The organism is Bacillus sp. FSL R5-0397, from assembly GCF_038593395.1.
Taxonomy (GTDB): Bacteria; Bacillota; Bacilli; order Bacillales; family Bacillaceae; genus Bacillus; species Bacillus altitudinis.
Window position 1 is genome coordinate 1 of sequence record NZ_CP151992.1, and the last position, 18,600, is coordinate 18,600.

The following is an 18,600-nucleotide window of genomic DNA, read 5'->3' on the forward strand; positions in this document are numbered from 1 at the left end:
ATGGAAAATATTTTGGATCTGTGGAATAAAGCACTTCAAAAAATAGAGACAAAATTGAGCAAACCTAGTTTTGAAACATGGATGAAGTCCACTAAAGCCCATTCTCTTCAAGGAGATACGCTGACTATTACTGCACCTAATGAATTTGCGAGGGACTGGCTCGAGTCAAGATACCTTCACTTAATTGCAGATACCATCTATGAACTGACAGGCGAAGAGCTCAGCATCAAATTTATCATTCCTCAAAATCAGGACGAAGAGGAAGCCATGCCAAAATCTCCAATCAAAAAAATGTCGAAAGAAGAACCCGTTGAAATTCCACAAAATATGCTGAATCCAAAATATACATTTGATACTTTTGTTATTGGTTCAGGCAACCGTTTTGCTCATGCAGCTTCACTTGCAGTCGCAGAAGCACCAGCAAAAGCATATAACCCGCTTTTTATTTATGGGGGCGTTGGTTTAGGAAAGACTCACTTAATGCATGCGATCGGTCATTACGTCATCGACCATAATCCATCAGCCAAAGTGGTCTATCTATCATCTGAAAAATTTACAAATGAATTTATCAACTCAATCCGGGACAACAAAGCAGTCGATTTCCGTAATCGCTATCGGAATGTAGATGTGCTTTTGATAGATGATATTCAATTTTTAGCAGGAAAAGAACAAACACAAGAAGAGTTTTTCCATACATTCAACACACTTCACGAAGAAAGTAAGCAAATCGTCATTTCTAGTGACCGGCCGCCAAAGGAAATTCCGACACTTGAAGACAGATTACGCTCTCGATTCGAATGGGGCTTAATTACAGACATTACCCCGCCAGATCTAGAAACGCGTATTGCGATCTTACGTAAAAAAGCAAAAGCAGAAGGTTTAGACATTCCGAATGAAGTCATGCTTTATATTGCCAATCAAATCGACAGCAATATTCGGGAACTGGAAGGTGCTTTGATTCGTGTTGTTGCTTACTCTTCTTTAATCAATAAAGACATCAATGCTGATCTAGCAGCTGAAGCCCTAAAGGACATCATTCCTTCATCAAAACCTAAGGTGATTACAATAAAAGATATTCAAAGAATTGTAGGGCAGCAATTTAATATTCGATTAGAAGATTTCAAAGCGAAGAAACGTACGAAATCAGTTGCTTATCCAAGACAAATTGCGATGTATCTCTCTAGAGAAATGACCGATTCCTCTCTACCTAAAATCGGAGAAGAATTTGGTGGACGAGATCATACGACCGTCATTCATGCTCATGAGAAAATTTCAAAATTAATCGTTGAAGATGAACAGCTTCAGCAGCATGTCAAAGAGATCAAAGAACAACTAAAATAATCAAGCTGATAAGATAAGTACGGGAAAATGTGAATAACTAGAGCATAGTCATACACAGTCTGTCCACATGTGGATAGGCTGTCTTTCCTTTCTTTCTACTGACTTATCCACATATTCACAAGCCCTACTAGTACTTCTACGATTTTTATTAAATAAATATATATACATGTCATTAAGAAAAATTAGGAGGACCACTATGAAATTCACGATTCAAAAAGATCGTCTTGTTGAAAGTGTCCAAGATGTATTAAAGGCCGTATCCTCTAGAACAACGATTCCTATTTTGACAGGGATTAAAATTGTTGCATCTGATGAAGGGGTTTCTCTCACAGGGAGCGATTCTGATATCTCAATCGAATCTTTTATTCCTCAAAGAGATGGAGATTTAGAAGTCATTACAATTGATCGACCAGGAAGTATTGTGCTGCAAGCCCGCTTCTTTAGCGAAATCGTTAAGAAACTGCCTATGTCTACTGTCGAAATTGAGGTAGAACAAAATCATCTGACCATCATCCGCTCTGGTTCAGCAGAATTTAATTTAAACGGCTTAGATGCTGAAGAATATCCGCATCTGCCACAAATTGAAGAGCATCATGCTTTTCAAATTCCAACAGATTTGCTTAAAAACCTTATCCGTCAAACGGTTTTCGCGGTGTCCACCTCAGAAACACGACCTATCTTGACAGGTGTAAACTGGAAGGTTGAAAAAGGTGAATTAATATGCACAGCAACGGATAGTCATCGTCTTGCTTTAAGAAAAGCGAAGTTGGATATTAACGAGGAAAGCTCGTACAATGTGGTCATTCCAGGAAAGAGTTTAACAGAGCTAAGTAAAATTCTTGATGATGGACAAGATCTTGTGAGCATCGTCATTACGGAGACACAGGTTCTCTTTAAAGCACAGAACGTGCTATTCTTCTCAAGATTATTGGATGGTAATTACCCAGATACAGCTCGCCTCATTCCGCAAGAAAGTAAAACGGATGTAGTGGTGAATACGAAAGAATTCCTTCAAGCGATTGATCGCGCGTCACTTTTAGCAAGAGAAGGGCGTAACAACGTTGTGAAGCTTTCTGCTGATCCTGCGCAAAGCCTTGAAATCTCTTCTAATTCGCCTGAAATCGGTAAAGTAGTTGAAACGGTGCAAGCAGATGACATTAAAGGGGAGGATCTCAAAATCTCTTTCAGTCCGAAATATATGCTTGATGCTTTAAAAGTATTAGAGGGAACAGAGATTCATGTCAGTTTCACTGGCGCAATGAGACCATTCCTATTACGCACGCCAAATGATGATTCCATTTTGCAATTGATTCTTCCAGTTAGAACGTATTAATTTGGTCTAAAATGGCTGCTGTGTGAGCGCACAGCAGCTTTTTTCCTCGTTTCCTCAGCTTTCTTTCATCCCAGTTCGCTTTCCCCCTTTCCTTCTTGTCTTGTTTTTTAGTACAATTAGATATTAGTGATATTGAAAGAGGTCGATACAATGCCTAATCTGATAACGATTGAAACAGAAATGATTACATTAGGGCAGTTTTTGAAATTAGCCGAAGTCATTCAATCTGGTGGAATGGCGAAGTGGTTTTTAAGTGAACATGAGGTGTTCATCAATCAAGAGCCAGATAATAGACGGGGACGCAAATTATACCCAGGAGATGTTGTCGAGATAGAAGGTCACGGCACATTTCAAGTTGTGAATTAGAAACGGGTGACAATACATGTACATTCAAAGTCTGGCGTTAACTTCATACCGAAACTATGAACACACCGAGCTTCAATTCGACAATAAGGTGAATGTGATGATTGGTGAGAACGCCCAAGGTAAAACGAACCTGATGGAAGCGATCTATGTATTGTCGATGGCAAAGTCTCATCGTACGTCAAATGATAAAGAACTTATCCGATGGGACGAAGACTATGCTAAAATAGAAGGTAGAGTCATCAAAAAAAATGGTCCACTCCCCATGCAGCTCGTGATCTCAAAAAAAGGAAAAAAGGGCAAGGTCAATCACATTGAACAACAGAAACTCAGTCATTATGTTGGTGCCTTGAACACCATCATGTTTGCACCAGAGGATCTCAGCCTTGTGAAAGGTAGCCCGCAAATCCGCAGAAGATTCCTCGACATGGAGATTGGACAAGTGTCTGCTGTCTACTTGCATGATTTATCGCTCTATCAAAAAATCCTCACTCAGCGAAATCATTACTTGAAACAATTGCAAACAAGAAAGCAAACGGATCAAGCGATGCTGGAGATTTTAACAGAGCAGTTGATTGATGCGGCAGCGAAGGTTGTCAAAAGAAGACTGACTTTTACGAAACAGCTCGAAAAATGGGCGCAGCCGCTGCATTTTGGGATTTCAAGAGAGCTGGAAACGCTCAAGCTCCAATACCAGACGGCAATAGAGGTATCAGAAGCGTCAGACTTGTCGAAAATAAAAAATAGCTATGAAGAATCGTTTCAGAAACTAAGAGACAGAGAAATAGACCGAGGGGTGACGCTATGGGGGCCTCACAGAGATGATCTTCTTTTCTTTGTGAATGGTCGGGATGTTCAGACATATGGCTCTCAAGGGCAGCAAAGAACAACAGCTCTTTCACTAAAGCTGGCAGAAATTGATCTGATTCATGAAGAAATCGGTGAATACCCAATTCTTCTGCTCGATGATGTTTTATCTGAACTTGATGATTACAGACAGTCTCATTTGCTCCATACCATTCAGGGACGTGTACAGACCTTCGTCACCACTACGAGTGTTGAAGGCATCGATCACGCCACCTTGAAAGAAGCGGAAATTTTCAGAGTAGCCAGTGGAAAAGTAATTGACTGATAAATGAGGTGTGGGTCTTGTATATTCATTTAGGTGATGATTGTGTTGTTTCTACACGAGAGATTGTCGCAATTGTTGATTACAAAATGAGGTCATCTTCTGTTGTAGAGGAATTTCTTCAAAAACAAGAAGAACAAATCATTTCGTTGTCACAAGGGACACCCAAATCCATCGTCGTCACAACTGAATCCGTGTATTACTCTCCTCTTTCCTCAAGCACGCTCAAAAAACGTGCTTCATTTGTGATTGAAATTGAAGTCTAAAAGCTCAATTCATATAAATATAATCGTTTAAGAAAAGTGTAGGTGAATGTACGTGGCAATGGAACAGCAACATAATAGTTATGATGAAAATCAGATACAGGTGCTCGAAGGACTAGAAGCGGTTAGAAAACGTCCAGGAATGTACATTGGGTCAACTAGTGCAAAAGGACTTCACCATCTTGTATGGGAAATTGTCGACAACAGTATTGATGAGGCTTTAGCTGGTTATTGTACAGACATTACAGTGCAAATTGAAAAAGATAATAGCATCACAGTGAAAGATAACGGCCGCGGAATTCCTGTTGGGATTCACGAAAAAATGGGACGTCCTGCTGTAGAAGTGATTATGACGGTTCTTCACGCTGGTGGTAAATTTGACGGCAGCGGTTATAAAGTATCTGGCGGTTTGCATGGCGTAGGGGCATCTGTTGTTAATGCGTTATCTATGACCTTAGACGTGACTGTATATCGTGATGGGAAAATTCATTATCAACAATTCAAACGCGGTGTTCCAGTTGGAGATTTAGAGATCATTGGTGAAACAGATGTAACAGGGACAACCACTCATTTTGTGCCAGATCCAGAAATTTTTACTGAAACCATTGAATTTGATTACGACACACTTGCTAACCGTGTACGTGAGTTAGCTTTCTTAACAAAAGGCGTCAACATCATCATTGAAGACTTACGTGAAGGCAAAGAGCGAAGAAATGAATACTGCTATGAAGGCGGTATTAAGAGCTATGTAGAACATTTGAATCGCTCGAAGGAAGTCGTTCATGAAGAACCAGTTTACATCGAGGGTGAAAAAGACGGAATCACCGTTGAAGTTGCACTGCAATACAACGATTCCTATACAAGCAATATTTATTCTTTCGCCAACAACATCAACACATATGAAGGCGGAACACATGAAGCAGGCTTTAAAACAGGTCTGACGCGTGTGATCAATGATTATGCTCGTAAAAATGGCGTATTCAAAGATGGTGACTCGAATTTGAGCGGTGAAGATGTACGAGAAGGCTTAACAGCCATTATCTCTATCAAACATCCAGACCCTCAATTCGAAGGACAAACGAAGACAAAGCTCGGTAACTCAGAAGCAAGAACCATTACCGACTCCCTCTTCTCCGAAGCACTTGAGAAATTCCTCCTAGAGAACCCTGATGCTGCAAAGAAAATTGTGGAGAAAGGTGTGATGGCAGCTCGTGCAAGAATGGCTGCCAAAAAGGCACGTGAGCTGACAAGACGTAAAAGTGCACTGGAAGTCTCTAGCTTGCCTGGGAAACTGGCAGACTGTTCTTCTAAAGATCCTTCCATCTCTGAGCTTTATATCGTAGAGGGAGATTCTGCGGGCGGATCTGCTAAGCAAGGTCGTGATCGACATTTCCAAGCGATCTTACCGTTAAGAGGGAAGATCCTAAACGTTGAAAAAGCACGACTAGATAAAATTTTATCTAACAACGAGGTTCGTTCAATGATTACAGCGCTAGGGACCGGAATCGGAGAAGACTTCACTTTAGAGAAAGCACGTTATCACAAAATTGTGATCATGACTGATGCTGATGTTGATGGAGCGCATATTCGGACGCTACTCCTAACATTCTTCTATCGCTACATGCGTGAAATCATTGAAAACGGTTATGTGTATATTGCACAGCCGCCTTTATATAAAGTGCAGCAAGGAAAGCGTGTTGAATACGTGTATAACGATAAACAGCTAGATGAACTGTTAAAAACACTGCCTCAAACACCGAAACCTGGACTTCAGCGTTATAAAGGGCTTGGAGAGATGAATGCTACTCAGCTTTGGGAAACAACAATGGATCCTGATGCGAGAACACTTCTTCAAGTGACACTTGAGGATGCAATCGATGCTGATGAGACTTTTGAAATGCTAATGGGAGATAAAGTAGAGCCGAGACGTAACTTTATCGAAGAAAATGCACAATACGTAAAAAATCTTGATATTTAGATAGGTATCCCCCCTTGAGAGCAACCTTATTTCTTGTTTGGAATAAGGTTGTTTTTCAAGAAACAGGGGCGTGAAACGAATGTCCTGGTTTTCTGCGTTTCGTTGATTTTCTAGTAAATAAATGTGTATAAAGGCAAGATTATTGATATAATGGAGAATAGTCTTGTGAAGATAAATACATATTTTACTCCCACATAATTTATTTCATGTGATACGTAAAGGGAGGTTCTTATAGTGAGTGAACAACATACACCAAATGTACGCGAAGTGAATATTAGCCATGAAATGCGTACGTCCTTTTTAGATTATGCAATGAGTGTTATTGTTTCGCGTGCATTACCAGATGTGCGAGACGGATTGAAGCCCGTGCATCGAAGAATTTTGTATGCGATGAATGACCTAGGTATGACAAGTGATAAACCATTTAAGAAATCTGCACGTATCGTTGGGGAAGTTATCGGTAAGTACCACCCTCACGGTGATAGCGCTGTATATGAAGCGATGGTTCGGATGGCGCAAGATTTCAACTATCGTAATATGCTGGTTGAAGGGCACGGGAACTTTGGTTCTGTCGATGGAGACGGTGCAGCAGCCATGCGTTATACCGAGGCACGTCTTTCTAAAATTTCGATGGAGATCCTGCGTGATATCACAAAGGACACCATTGATTATCAAGATAACTACGATGGCAGTGAAAGAGAGCCAGTCGTTATGCCTGCTAGGTTCCCGAACTTATTAGTGAACGGGGCAACTGGAATCGCTGTAGGGATGGCAACGAATATCCCGCCTCACCAACTAGGTGAAGTGATTGATGGGGTATTGGCAATTAGTCAAAATCCTGAAATGACGACACAGGAACTAATGGACATCATTCCAGGTCCAGACTTCCCAACTGCGGGACAAATCATTGGCCGAAGCGGTATTCGTAAAGCGTATGAAACAGGACGCGGCTCTATTACATTACGTGCAAAGTCAAATATCGAAGAAACATCTAGTGGTAAGCAGCGCATTGTCATCAACGAGATTCCTTACCAGGTTAATAAAGCTCGTTTGATCGAAAAAATCGCTGATCTTGTCCGTGATAAAAAGATTGATGGCATTACAGATCTTCGTGATGAATCTGACCGTAATGGAATGAGAATTGTCATTGAACTGCGAAGAGACGCAAACGTCCATGTTCTATTAAACAATCTTTATAAACAAACGACACTTCAAACGTCCTTCGGTATTAACTTGCTTGCACTTGTTGATGGACAGCCGAAAGTGTTGTCTCTCAAACAATGTCTTGAATATTACCTTGAGCATCAGAAAGTGATCATTCGTCGAAGAACGGCGTATGAATTGCGTAAAGCGGAAGCAAGAGCTCATATTTTAGAAGGCTTAAGAATTGCGCTTGATCACTTAGATGAGGTCATTGCCTTAATTAGAGGCTCTCAAACTGCTGAAATTGCAAGAAATGGTTTGATGGAAAACTATAGCTTGTCTGAAAAACAAGCACAGGCCATTCTCGATATGCGACTCCAGCGTTTGACTGGTTTAGAAAGAGAGAAAATAGAAGATGAATACAAAGGGCTTGTTGAATTGATTGCTGAATTGAAAGCCATTCTAGCAGACAATGAGAAAGTTCTAGAAATCATTAGAGAAGAATTAACAGAAATCAAAGAACGCTTCAATGATACGCGTCGCACAGAAATTGTGACAGCGGGTATAGAAACAATCGAAGACGAAGATTTGATTCCTGTTGAAAATATTGTGATCACACTGACTCATAATGGTTATATTAAGCGCCTGCCTGCATCAACATACCGCAGTCAAAAAAGAGGCGGTAAAGGTGTACAAGGAATGGGAACCAACGAAGATGATTTCGTTGAACAGCTGATCTCAACATCTACGCACGATACGATTCTCTTCTTCTCTAATAAAGGGAAGGTCTATCGAGCGAAGGGCTATGAGATCCCTGAATTCGGACGAACAGCGAAAGGGATTCCGATTATTAACCTTCTTGAAGTAGAAAAGGGAGAGTGGATAAACGCCATTATTCCAGTCAGCGAATTTGATGAAGATTCGTATCTCTTCTTTACAACAAGACACGGTGTATCGAAACGAACGTCATTGTCTCAATTTGCAAACATCCGTAACAACGGTTTGATTGCACTCAGCCTGCGTGATGAAGATGAATTGATGGCTGTTCGTTTAACCAATGGTGAAAAACAAATCATCATCGGAACGAAAAAAGGAATGCTCATTCGTTTCGACGAGACAGATGTTCGTGAAATGGGACGTACAGCAGCTGGAGTTAAAGGGATCACACTTTCTGAGGATGACATCGTCGTTGGAATGGAAATCCTTGAGCCAGATGCAAACGTATTGATCGTAACTGAAAAAGGTTATGGTAAATTAACGCCTGAAAAAGAATATCGTGTCCAAAGCCGTGGTGGTAAAGGTCTGAAAACGTGCAAGATCACTGACAACAACGGTCCGCTTGTTGCAGTGAAGGCGACTAACGCTGAAGCTGAAGAAGACTTGATGATTATCACAGGCAGTGGTGTCATCATTCGTATGGCCGTTTCAGATATCTCCACAACAGGCCGAGTCACTCAAGGTGTCCGTCTGATCCGTCTAGGTGATGATGAACATGTCGCTACAGTGGCATTAGTAGAACAATCACCAGAAGACGATGAAGAGAATAGTGAAGAAAACGTAGAAAATGTAGAGTCAGATCAAGAGCAATCTGAGTAAAAATAAAGCCGGTTTTTCACCGGCTTTATTTTTTTTTGAAAAAACATGATTTTTTTTGAAGTTTATAATGCTTTTTTCATAGATATGTGTTAATCTTTCAAAGGAGCAAAAAGAGGCTCTATTTTTTATCTCTTTCATAACAAAAACTTCTTAAAAAAATAAAATGTTTTTCAAGAAAAATGTTGACTATTGATAGAGATATATGATATATTTAAGTGGTCGCTTTGAGAGAGTGACAAACAAGTTCTTTGAAAACTAAACAAGACAAAACGTACCTGTTAATTCGAGTTTTTATAAAAAAATCCTATGATACATCATAGGTAGTCAGTCAAACGCTGACGAAAAACAAAACTTCGGTTTTGTACTTTTTCGGAGAGTTTGATCCTGGCTCAGGACGAACGCTGGCGGCGTGCCTAATACATGCAAGTCGAGCGGACAGAAGGGAGCTTGCTCCCGGATGTTAGCGGCGGACGGGTGAGTAACACGTGGGTAACCTGCCTGTAAGACTGGGATAACTCCGGGAAACCGGAGCTAATACCGGATAGTTCCTTGAACCGCATGGTTCAAGGATGAAAGACGGTTTCGGCTGTCACTTACAGATGGACCCGCGGCGCATTAGCTAGTTGGTGAGGTAACGGCTCACCAAGGCGACGATGCGTAGCCGACCTGAGAGGGTGATCGGCCACACTGGGACTGAGACACGGCCCAGACTCCTACGGGAGGCAGCAGTAGGGAATCTTCCGCAATGGACGAAAGTCTGACGGAGCAACGCCGCGTGAGTGATGAAGGTTTTCGGATCGTAAAGCTCTGTTGTTAGGGAAGAACAAGTGCAAGAGTAACTGCTTGCACCTTGACGGTACCTAACCAGAAAGCCACGGCTAACTACGTGCCAGCAGCCGCGGTAATACGTAGGTGGCAAGCGTTGTCCGGAATTATTGGGCGTAAAGGGCTCGCAGGCGGTTTCTTAAGTCTGATGTGAAAGCCCCCGGCTCAACCGGGGAGGGTCATTGGAAACTGGGAAACTTGAGTGCAGAAGAGGAGAGTGGAATTCCACGTGTAGCGGTGAAATGCGTAGAGATGTGGAGGAACACCAGTGGCGAAGGCGACTCTCTGGTCTGTAACTGACGCTGAGGAGCGAAAGCGTGGGGAGCGAACAGGATTAGATACCCTGGTAGTCCACGCCGTAAACGATGAGTGCTAAGTGTTAGGGGGTTTCCGCCCCTTAGTGCTGCAGCTAACGCATTAAGCACTCCGCCTGGGGAGTACGGTCGCAAGACTGAAACTCAAAGGAATTGACGGGGGCCCGCACAAGCGGTGGAGCATGTGGTTTAATTCGAAGCAACGCGAAGAACCTTACCAGGTCTTGACATCCTCTGACAACCCTAGAGATAGGGCTTTCCCTTCGGGGACAGAGTGACAGGTGGTGCATGGTTGTCGTCAGCTCGTGTCGTGAGATGTTGGGTTAAGTCCCGCAACGAGCGCAACCCTTGATCTTAGTTGCCAGCATTCAGTTGGGCACTCTAAGGTGACTGCCGGTGACAAACCGGAGGAAGGTGGGGATGACGTCAAATCATCATGCCCCTTATGACCTGGGCTACACACGTGCTACAATGGACAGAACAAAGGGCTGCGAGACCGCAAGGTTTAGCCAATCCCACAAATCTGTTCTCAGTTCGGATCGCAGTCTGCAACTCGACTGCGTGAAGCTGGAATCGCTAGTAATCGCGGATCAGCATGCCGCGGTGAATACGTTCCCGGGCCTTGTACACACCGCCCGTCACACCACGAGAGTTTGCAACACCCGAAGTCGGTGAGGTAACCTTTATGGAGCCAGCCGCCGAAGGTGGGGCAGATGATTGGGGTGAAGTCGTAACAAGGTAGCCGTATCGGAAGGTGCGGCTGGATCACCTCCTTTCTAAGGATATATGGAGCAGCGTACGTTTTTCGTCTTGTTTAGTTTTGAAGGAACTTGCAAAAGATCCTACAACATCATATCTTCGATATGAAAGATGGGCCTGTAGCTCAGCTGGTTAGAGCGCACGCCTGATAAGCGTGAGGTCGGTGGTTCGAGTCCACTCAGGCCCACCATCTTCTATTAAATCGGGGCCTTAGCTCAGCTGGGAGAGCGCCTGCCTTGCACGCAGGAGGTCAGCGGTTCGATCCCGCTAGGCTCCACCAACGTGTTCTTTGAAAACTAGATAACAATAAGTAATACATTCACATTGAATGCAATGCAAAGTTCATCACACATAGTGATTCTTTCTAAAGTAAGAAATGGTTAAGTTAGAAAGGGCGCACGGTGGATGCCTTGGCACTAGGAGCCGATGAAGGACGGGACGAACACCGATATGCTTCGGGGAGCTGTAAGCAAGCTTTGATCCGGAGATTTCCGAATGGGGAAACCCACTGCTCGTAATGGAGTAGTATCCATACTTGAATACATAGAGTATGAGAAGGCATACCCGGGGAACTGAAACATCTAAGTACCCGGAGGAAGAGAAAGCAAATGCGATTCCCTGAGTAGCGGCGAGCGAAACGGGAACAGCCCAAACCAAGAGGCTTGCCTCTTGGGGTTGTAGGACACTCTATACGGAGTTACAAAGGAACGATATAAGCGAAGAGGTCTGGAAAGGCCCGCCAAAGAAGGTAACAGCCCTGTAACTGAAATGTTGTTCTCTCCAGAGTGGATCCTGAGTACGGCGGAACACGTGAAATTCCGTCGGAATCCGGGAGGACCATCTCCCAAGGCTAAATACTCCCTAGTGACCGATAGTGAACCAGTACCGTGAGGGAAAGGTGAAAAGCACCCCGGAAGGGGAGTGAAATAGATCCTGAAACCGTGTGCCTACAAGTAGTCAGAGCCCGTTAACGGGTGATGGCGTGCCTTTTGTAGAATGAACCGGCGAGTTACGATCCCGTGCAAGGTTAAGCAGAAGATGCGGAGCCGCAGCGAAAGCGAGTCTGAATAGGGCGCATGAGTACGTGGTCGTAGACCCGAAACCAGGTGATCTACCCATGTCCAGGGTGAAGTTCAGGTAACACTGAATGGAGGCCCGAACCCACGCACGTTGAAAAGTGCGGGGATGAGGTGTGGGTAGGGGTGAAATGCCAATCGAACCTGGAGATAGCTGGTTCTCTCCGAAATAGCTTTAGGGCTAGCCTCAAGGTAAGAGTCTCGGAGGTAGAGCACTGATTGGACTAGGGGCCCCTACCGGGTTACCGAATTCAGTCAAACTCCGAATGCCGATGACTTATCCTTGGGAGTCAGACTGCGAGTGATAAGATCCGTAGTCGAAAGGGAAACAGCCCAGACCGCCAGCTAAGGTCCCAAAGTATACGTTAAGTGGAAAAGGATGTGGAGTTGCTTAGACAACCAGGATGTTGGCTTAGAAGCAGCCACCATTTAAAGAGTGCGTAATAGCTCACTGGTCGAGTGACTCTGCGCCGAAAATGTACCGGGGCTAAACGTATCACCGAAGCTGCGGACTGTTCTTACGAACAGTGGTAGGAGAGCGTTCTAAGTGCAGTGAAGTCAGACCGGAAGGACTGGTGGAGCGCTTAGAAGTGAGAATGCCGGTATGAGTAGCGAAAGACGGGTGAGAATCCCGTCCACCGAATGCCTAAGGTTTCCTGAGGAAGGCTCGTCCGCTCAGGGTTAGTCGGGACCTAAGCCGAGGCCGAAAGGCGTAGGCGATGGACAACAGGTTGATATTCCTGTACCACCTCCTCACCATTTGAGCAATGGGGGGACGCAGGAGGATAGGGTAAGCGCGGTATTGGATATCCGCGTCCAAGCAGTTAGGCTGGGAAATAGGCAAATCCGTTTCCCGTGAAGGCTGAGCTGTGATGGCGAGCGAAATTTAGTAGCGAAGTTCCTGATTCCACACTGCCAAGAAAAGCCTCTAGCGAGGTGAGAGGTGCCCGTACCGCAAACCGACACAGGTAGGCGAGGAGAGAATCCTAAGGTGATCGAGAGAACTCTCGTTAAGGAACTCGGCAAAATGACCCCGTAACTTCGGGAGAAGGGGTGCTTCTTAGGGTGTTAAAGCCCCGAGAAGCCGCAGTGAATAGGCCCAGGCGACTGTTTAGCAAAAACACAGGTCTCTGCGAAGCCGTAAGGCGAAGTATAGGGGCTGACGCCTGCCCGGTGCTGGAAGGTTAAGAGGAGCGCTTAGCGTAAGCGAAGGTGCGAATTGAAGCCCCAGTAAACGGCGGCCGTAACTATAACGGTCCTAAGGTAGCGAAATTCCTTGTCGGGTAAGTTCCGACCCGCACGAAAGGCGCAACGATCTGGGCACTGTCTCAACGAGAGACTCGGTGAAATTATAGTACCTGTGAAGATGCAGGTTACCCGCGACAGGACGGAAAGACCCCGTGGAGCTTTACTGCAGCCTGATATTGAATGTTGGTACAGCTTGTACAGGATAGGTAGGAGCCTTGGAAACCGGAGCGCTAGCTTCGGTGGAGGCATCGGTGGGATACTACCCTGGCTGTATTGACCTTCTAACCCGCTGCCCTTATCGGGCAGGGAGACAGTGTCAGGTGGGCAGTTTGACTGGGGCGGTCGCCTCCTAAAATGTAACGGAGGCGCCCAAAGGTTCCCTCAGAATGGTTGGAAATCATTCGCAGAGTGTAAAGGCACAAGGGAGCTTGACTGCGAGACCTACAAGTCGAGCAGGGACGAAAGTCGGGCTTAGTGATCCGGTGGTTCCGCATGGAAGGGCCATCGCTCAACGGATAAAAGCTACCCCGGGGATAACAGGCTTATCTCCCCCAAGAGTCCACATCGACGGGGAGGTTTGGCACCTCGATGTCGGCTCATCGCATCCTGGGGCTGTAGTCGGTCCCAAGGGTTGGGCTGTTCGCCCATTAAAGCGGTACGCGAGCTGGGTTCAGAACGTCGTGAGACAGTTCGGTCCCTATCCGTCGCGGGCGCAGGAAATTTGAGAGGAGCTGTCCTTAGTACGAGAGGACCGGGATGGACGCACCGCTGGTGTACCAGTTGTTCTGCCAAGGGCATCGCTGGGTAGCTATGTGCGGACGGGATAAGTGCTGAAAGCATCTAAGCATGAAGCCCCCCTCAAGATGAGATTTCCCATTCCGCAAGGAAGTAAGATCCCTGAAAGATGATCAGGTTGATAGGTCTGAGGTGGAAGCGTGGTGACACGTGGAGCTGACAGATACTAATAGATCGAGGACTTAACCTATATTCTAATGTGAAAAATGAACATTGTTATCTAGTTTTGAGAGAACATTCTCTCCATCAGGTTTGGTGGCGATAGCGAAGAGGTCACACCCGTTCCCATACCGAACACGGAAGTTAAGCTCTTCAGCGCCGATGGTAGTTGGGGGTTTCCCCCTGTGAGAGTAGGACGCCGCCAAGCTTTTCAAAGGATCAGTTCCAGTCGGAACTGGTCTTTTTTGTGTTTTCTTCTAGCAGCATCATGATATAAGCCGGAAACTTGTCCTCTGCAATCTCCATATAACGTTCAATCATGACATAATCATCACTAATGTATTGAGATAAAAGCTCGTACCACCATTCTGTTTCGTAGCGGGCAATCATACTGAGATTATACATTAACAAGTAATGGCTGATGATCTCAGGAATCCCTAAAAAGGCATCTCGCGTTGATGGAATGAACCATTGATTCATTTCTAAATCATAATGAAGATGAGTAGCAAGAGCAGGGTTTTCTTCTGAAAATACATCAAATGTTAGTTTTTTAGCCTCTCGTTGCTTAAGCTTCCAAATTGTATGGAACTCAAAATATTCAATAAAACGTTCGGCAGACATATTATAGAGCAAGGGAATATGATCTTGAATCAATATGCCATTTGCTTGCTCTACTTTCACTAAAGTCGCGGGCTGTTTTTGAAACTCAAGAATATGACCCATTTCAGGTATTTTTGAAAGGAGATTGATCATCGTAAATCGTTCATCTTCAAGACCATTTAAATGAAATAAGTGCTTTAATACATGCATACATAATCCGTTTCGCTGAATCTTGACTTCATCCTCACTAAAACGATAATGTTGCTTCTTTCTTTTTCTTGAGGTGACACCATGAGCTAAGACAGAGGTTTGAGAAGGATAGTCGGGATCCACTGTCAGCAAACATGCCTTTAACAGCTGTGCCATTCCATAAAACAATAAAATTGGTTTTAGTTCAAGTGGAGCTGATGCGGCTTGGTCATAAAATGTATGACCGTGCTTTAAAAAGTAAATAAATCGTTCACAGTTTTTATAGGCTTGTTGGTTTGCCTCCTGAATATTCCGTTTCTCGTACTGTTGAAATAGAAACTTTTGGGAAGTTTCAAGTGAGTAAAAACGTTTTAAATCCTTCCATCCTGAACTTTTCATCTTCTTCCTCAACTCTCTTTATATTTTCTAAAAATTGCAACTGTTTGTTGCTTCCTTGACATGCTGTTTCCTAGTTGATAATCTACATATAATATTTTGCCGAAAAGAGGGGGATTTACTAATGTGGGAAAGTAAATTTTCAAAAGAAGGTTTGACGTTTGACGATGTGTTGCTTGTTCCAGCAAAGTCTGAGGTGCTTCCGCGTGATGTCAATTTATCAGTTGAGTTAACAAGCACTTTAAAGCTGAACATTCCAATTATTAGTGCAGGAATGGATACTGTGACGGAATCACAAATGGCGATTGCAATGGCACGTCAAGGTGGTCTTGGAATCATCCATAAGAACATGTCTATCGAGCAACAAGCTGAACAAGTGGACAAAGTAAAACGTTCAGAGCGTGGTGTTATTACAAATCCATTTTTCTTAACACCGGATCATCAAGTATTCGATGCAGAACATTTAATGGGTAAATATCGTATTTCTGGTGTACCGATTGTTAATAACGAACAAGATCAAAAGCTTGTTGGGATTATTACGAACCGTGACCTTCGTTTTATTTCGGATTATTCAATGAAGATTAGCGACGTGATGACAAAAGAGGAACTTGTGACAGCTTCTGTTGGAACAACATTAGAAGAAGCTGAAAAAATCCTTCAGCAATATAAAATTGAAAAATTACCTCTTTTAGATGACGAAGGAACATTAAAAGGTCTCATCACCATCAAAGATATTGAAAAAGTGATTGAATTCCCTAACTCCTCTAAAGATGCACATGGCCGTTTAATTGTTGGTGCCGCTGTAGGTGTCACTGGCGATACAATGACTCGTGTGAAAAAATTAGTAGAAGCCAATGTTGATGTGATCGTCATTGATACAGCACACGGTCATTCTCAAGGTGTTCTAGACACTGTATCGAAAATCCGTGAAACGTATCCTTCTCTTAACATCATTGCTGGTAACGTTGCAACAGCTGAAGCAACAAAAGCATTGTTTGAAGCTGGAGCAGATATTGTAAAAGTGGGTATTGGACCAGGATCGATTTGTACAACACGTGTTGTTGCAGGGGTCGGTGTACCACAAATCACAGCGATTTATGACTGTGCAACAGAAGCAAGAAAACATGGTAAATCTATTATTGCAGATGGTGGAATTAAATATTCAGGTGATATCGTGAAAGCATTAGCTTCTGGTGGACATGCTGTTATGCTGGGAAGCCTTCTTGCTGGTACATCTGAAAGCCCAGGAGAAACAGAAATTTTCCAAGGCAGACGTTTCAAAGTATATCGTGGTATGGGTTCTGTTGCTGCAATGGAAAAAGGAAGTAAAGATCGTTACTTCCAAGAAGATAATAAAAAATTCGTTCCAGAAGGTATCGAAGGACGTACACCATATAAAGGACCAGTTGTTGACACTGTTTACCAACTTGTTGGCGGTATTCGCTCAGGTATGGGCTACTGTGGAACACAGGACTTACGTACTCTTAGAGAAGAAGCACAATTCATTCGCATGACAGGTGCAGGTCTTCGTGAGAGCCATCCACATGATGTACAAATTACAAAAGAATCACCAAACTACACAATTTCTTGATAAATTGTGACAATCAAATTACATTTGACAGGGTCTATGACTCTGTCTATTTTTTTTGTCTTTATTGTGATAAAATTTATACTGTTGTGTCGAAATAAGCCCTTGTGGATTAAATATATATGAAAAACGTCGAAAAAAGATGAATACGGAGGTATGACGATTGAACAGCAAGATGTTGAAACAGCTTATGGTCTCTATCCTTGCATTGGCATTGATTGTTACTGCATTTACCCCAATGTCCAAAGCAAAAGCGGCTGAAGATCCATTCAATGTGAATGCGAAAGCAGCCATCCTTATTGAAGCTTCTACAGGTAAAATTCTTTATAGTAAAAACGCAGAACAAAGACTGCCTATTGCAAGTATGGCAAAGATGATGACAGAGTATCTATTACTAGAAGCGATTGCTGAAGGCAAAGTGAAATGGGATCAAACATATACGCCAGATGATTACGTGTACGAAATTTCTCAAGACCGCAGTTTATCCAATGTTCCATTGAGAAAAGATGGTTCGTATACTGTCAAAGAACTTTATCAAGCAACGGCTATTTATTCAGCAAATGCAGCAGCAATTGGTCTAGCAGAGGTAATTTCTGGATCAGAATCAAAGTTTGTTGAAAAAATGAATGCAAAAGCAAAAGAACTTGGCTTAACCAATTACAAATTCGTGAATGCAACTGGATTAGAAAATAAAGACTTACATGGCAAACAGCCAAAAGGTACGGGACCTGATGAAGAAAGCGAAGTTTCCGCAAAGGATATGGCTTTGCTTGCACAGCATCTCATCAAAGATCATCCAGAAATTCTTGAAACAGCAAGCATCGCGAAAACAAAGTTCAGAGAAGGCACAGATGACGAAATGGACATGCCAAACTGGAACTTTATGCTTAAAGGACTTGTGAAAGAATATGAAGGCGTAGACGGTCTGAAAACGGGCTCTACTGATTCAGCTGGTTCTAGCTTCACAGGTACAGCAAAACGTGGTGACATGCGTGTGATTGCAGTTGTCCTGAATGCTAAAGGAAATCTTCATACAGCTCGTTTTGATGTGGCGAAAAAATTGTTCGATTATGCCTTTAAAAACTTCACGATGAAAGAAATGTACAAAAAAGGCCAACAAATCAAGGGACATGAAAACATCGAAGTCGATAAAGGGAAAGATAAAGAAGTACCCGTCGTGACGAAAGAAGCTTTCTCTGTACCGGTTAAAAATGGTGACGAGAAGAGCTATAAAGCGAAAGTAAATATTGATAAAAAGAACCTAGAAGCTCCTATTAAAAAAGGAACAAAGGTTGGCATGCTGACGACTTCTTATTCTGGTGATGAGAAGGACTACGGCTATTTGAGTAAAGACCAATCAGGTGTTGAGCTTGTGACGAAAACAGGTGATGAAAAAGCAAACTGGTTCATCCTTGCAATGCGCGGTGTAGGTGGATTCTTCGCTGGCATTTGGGGTGGAATCGTCGACACAGTAAAAGGTTGGTTCTAATAAAAAAACTGCTCTC

General features: G+C 43.4%; 10 protein-coding genes, 2 tRNA genes and 3 rRNA genes. 14 read left to right on the forward strand and 1 reads right to left on the reverse strand.

Annotation, left to right across the window (positions count from 1 at the left end):
- From dnaA to rrf, 12 genes are all read left to right on the forward strand, one after another.
- A complete protein-coding gene (gene dnaA, locus NSQ70_RS00005) occupies positions 1–1,341 on the forward strand; it encodes a chromosomal replication initiator protein DnaA (RefSeq protein WP_008347594.1) in 1,341 nt (446 codons plus the stop codon).
- A gap of 196 nt (positions 1,342–1,537) precedes the next feature.
- On the forward strand, positions 1,538–2,674 hold the full coding sequence (gene dnaN, locus NSQ70_RS00010; RefSeq protein WP_008347596.1) for a DNA polymerase III subunit beta: 1,137 nt from the start codon (positions 1,538–1,540) through the stop codon (positions 2,672–2,674).
- A gap of 150 nt (positions 2,675–2,824) precedes the next feature.
- Entirely contained in the window at positions 2,825–3,040 is a 216-nt protein-coding gene (gene yaaA / locus NSQ70_RS00015) for a S4 domain-containing protein YaaA (RefSeq protein ID WP_008347598.1), read from the forward strand.
- 16 nt (positions 3,041–3,056) lie between these two features.
- On the forward strand, positions 3,057–4,169 hold the full coding sequence (recF, locus tag NSQ70_RS00020; RefSeq protein ID WP_256688898.1) for a DNA replication/repair protein RecF: 1,113 nt from the start codon (positions 3,057–3,059) through the stop codon (positions 4,167–4,169).
- A 17-nt stretch (positions 4,170–4,186) separates the two neighbouring features.
- Positions 4,187–4,432: an extracellular matrix/biofilm biosynthesis regulator RemA family protein gene (locus NSQ70_RS00025; protein WP_008360920.1), complete on the forward strand. Its 246-nt coding sequence runs from the start codon at positions 4,187–4,189 to the stop codon at positions 4,430–4,432.
- A gap of 58 nt (positions 4,433–4,490) precedes the next feature.
- Complete coding sequence (gyrB, locus tag NSQ70_RS00030; protein ID WP_342502599.1) at positions 4,491–6,407, forward strand: DNA topoisomerase (ATP-hydrolyzing) subunit B; 1,917 nt, start codon at positions 4,491–4,493, stop codon at positions 6,405–6,407.
- 234 nt (positions 6,408–6,641) lie between these two features.
- Positions 6,642–9,146: a DNA gyrase subunit A gene (gyrA, locus tag NSQ70_RS00035; protein ID WP_008347605.1), complete on the forward strand. Its 2,505-nt coding sequence runs from the start codon at positions 6,642–6,644 to the stop codon at positions 9,144–9,146.
- A 366-nt stretch (positions 9,147–9,512) separates the two neighbouring features.
- A 16S ribosomal RNA gene (locus tag NSQ70_RS00040) occupies positions 9,513–11,061 on the forward strand.
- A gap of 96 nt (positions 11,062–11,157) precedes the next feature.
- Positions 11,158–11,234, forward strand: a tRNA-Ile gene (locus NSQ70_RS00045).
- Between the two features lie 14 nt (positions 11,235–11,248).
- A tRNA-Ala gene (locus NSQ70_RS00050) sits at positions 11,249–11,324 on the forward strand.
- A 98-nt stretch (positions 11,325–11,422) separates the two neighbouring features.
- Positions 11,423–14,353: ribosomal RNA gene (locus NSQ70_RS00055) — 23S ribosomal RNA — on the forward strand.
- 61 nt (positions 14,354–14,414) lie between these two features.
- Positions 14,415–14,530 (forward strand): 5S ribosomal RNA (rrf, locus tag NSQ70_RS00060).
- The 16S, 23S and 5S rRNA genes sit together here with 2 tRNA genes alongside, the layout of an rRNA operon.
- A gap of 11 nt (positions 14,531–14,541) precedes the next feature.
- Here the strand turns inward: rrf and NSQ70_RS00065 are convergent.
- Positions 14,542–15,510, reverse strand: coding sequence for a YaaC family protein (locus NSQ70_RS00065; protein ID WP_041506557.1), 969 nt, complete (start codon positions 15,508–15,510; stop codon positions 14,542–14,544).
- 121 nt (positions 15,511–15,631) lie between these two features.
- Between NSQ70_RS00065 and guaB the strand changes: the two genes are divergently transcribed.
- Together guaB and NSQ70_RS00075 are read left to right on the forward strand one after the other, a co-directional pair.
- Positions 15,632–17,098: an IMP dehydrogenase gene (guaB, locus tag NSQ70_RS00070; protein ID WP_008342039.1), complete on the forward strand. Its 1,467-nt coding sequence runs from the start codon at positions 15,632–15,634 to the stop codon at positions 17,096–17,098.
- Between the two features lie 160 nt (positions 17,099–17,258).
- A complete protein-coding gene (locus NSQ70_RS00075; RefSeq protein WP_342502359.1) occupies positions 17,259–18,584 on the forward strand; it encodes a D-alanyl-D-alanine carboxypeptidase family protein in 1,326 nt (441 codons plus the stop codon).
- Positions 18,585–18,600: the final 16 nt, after the last annotated feature.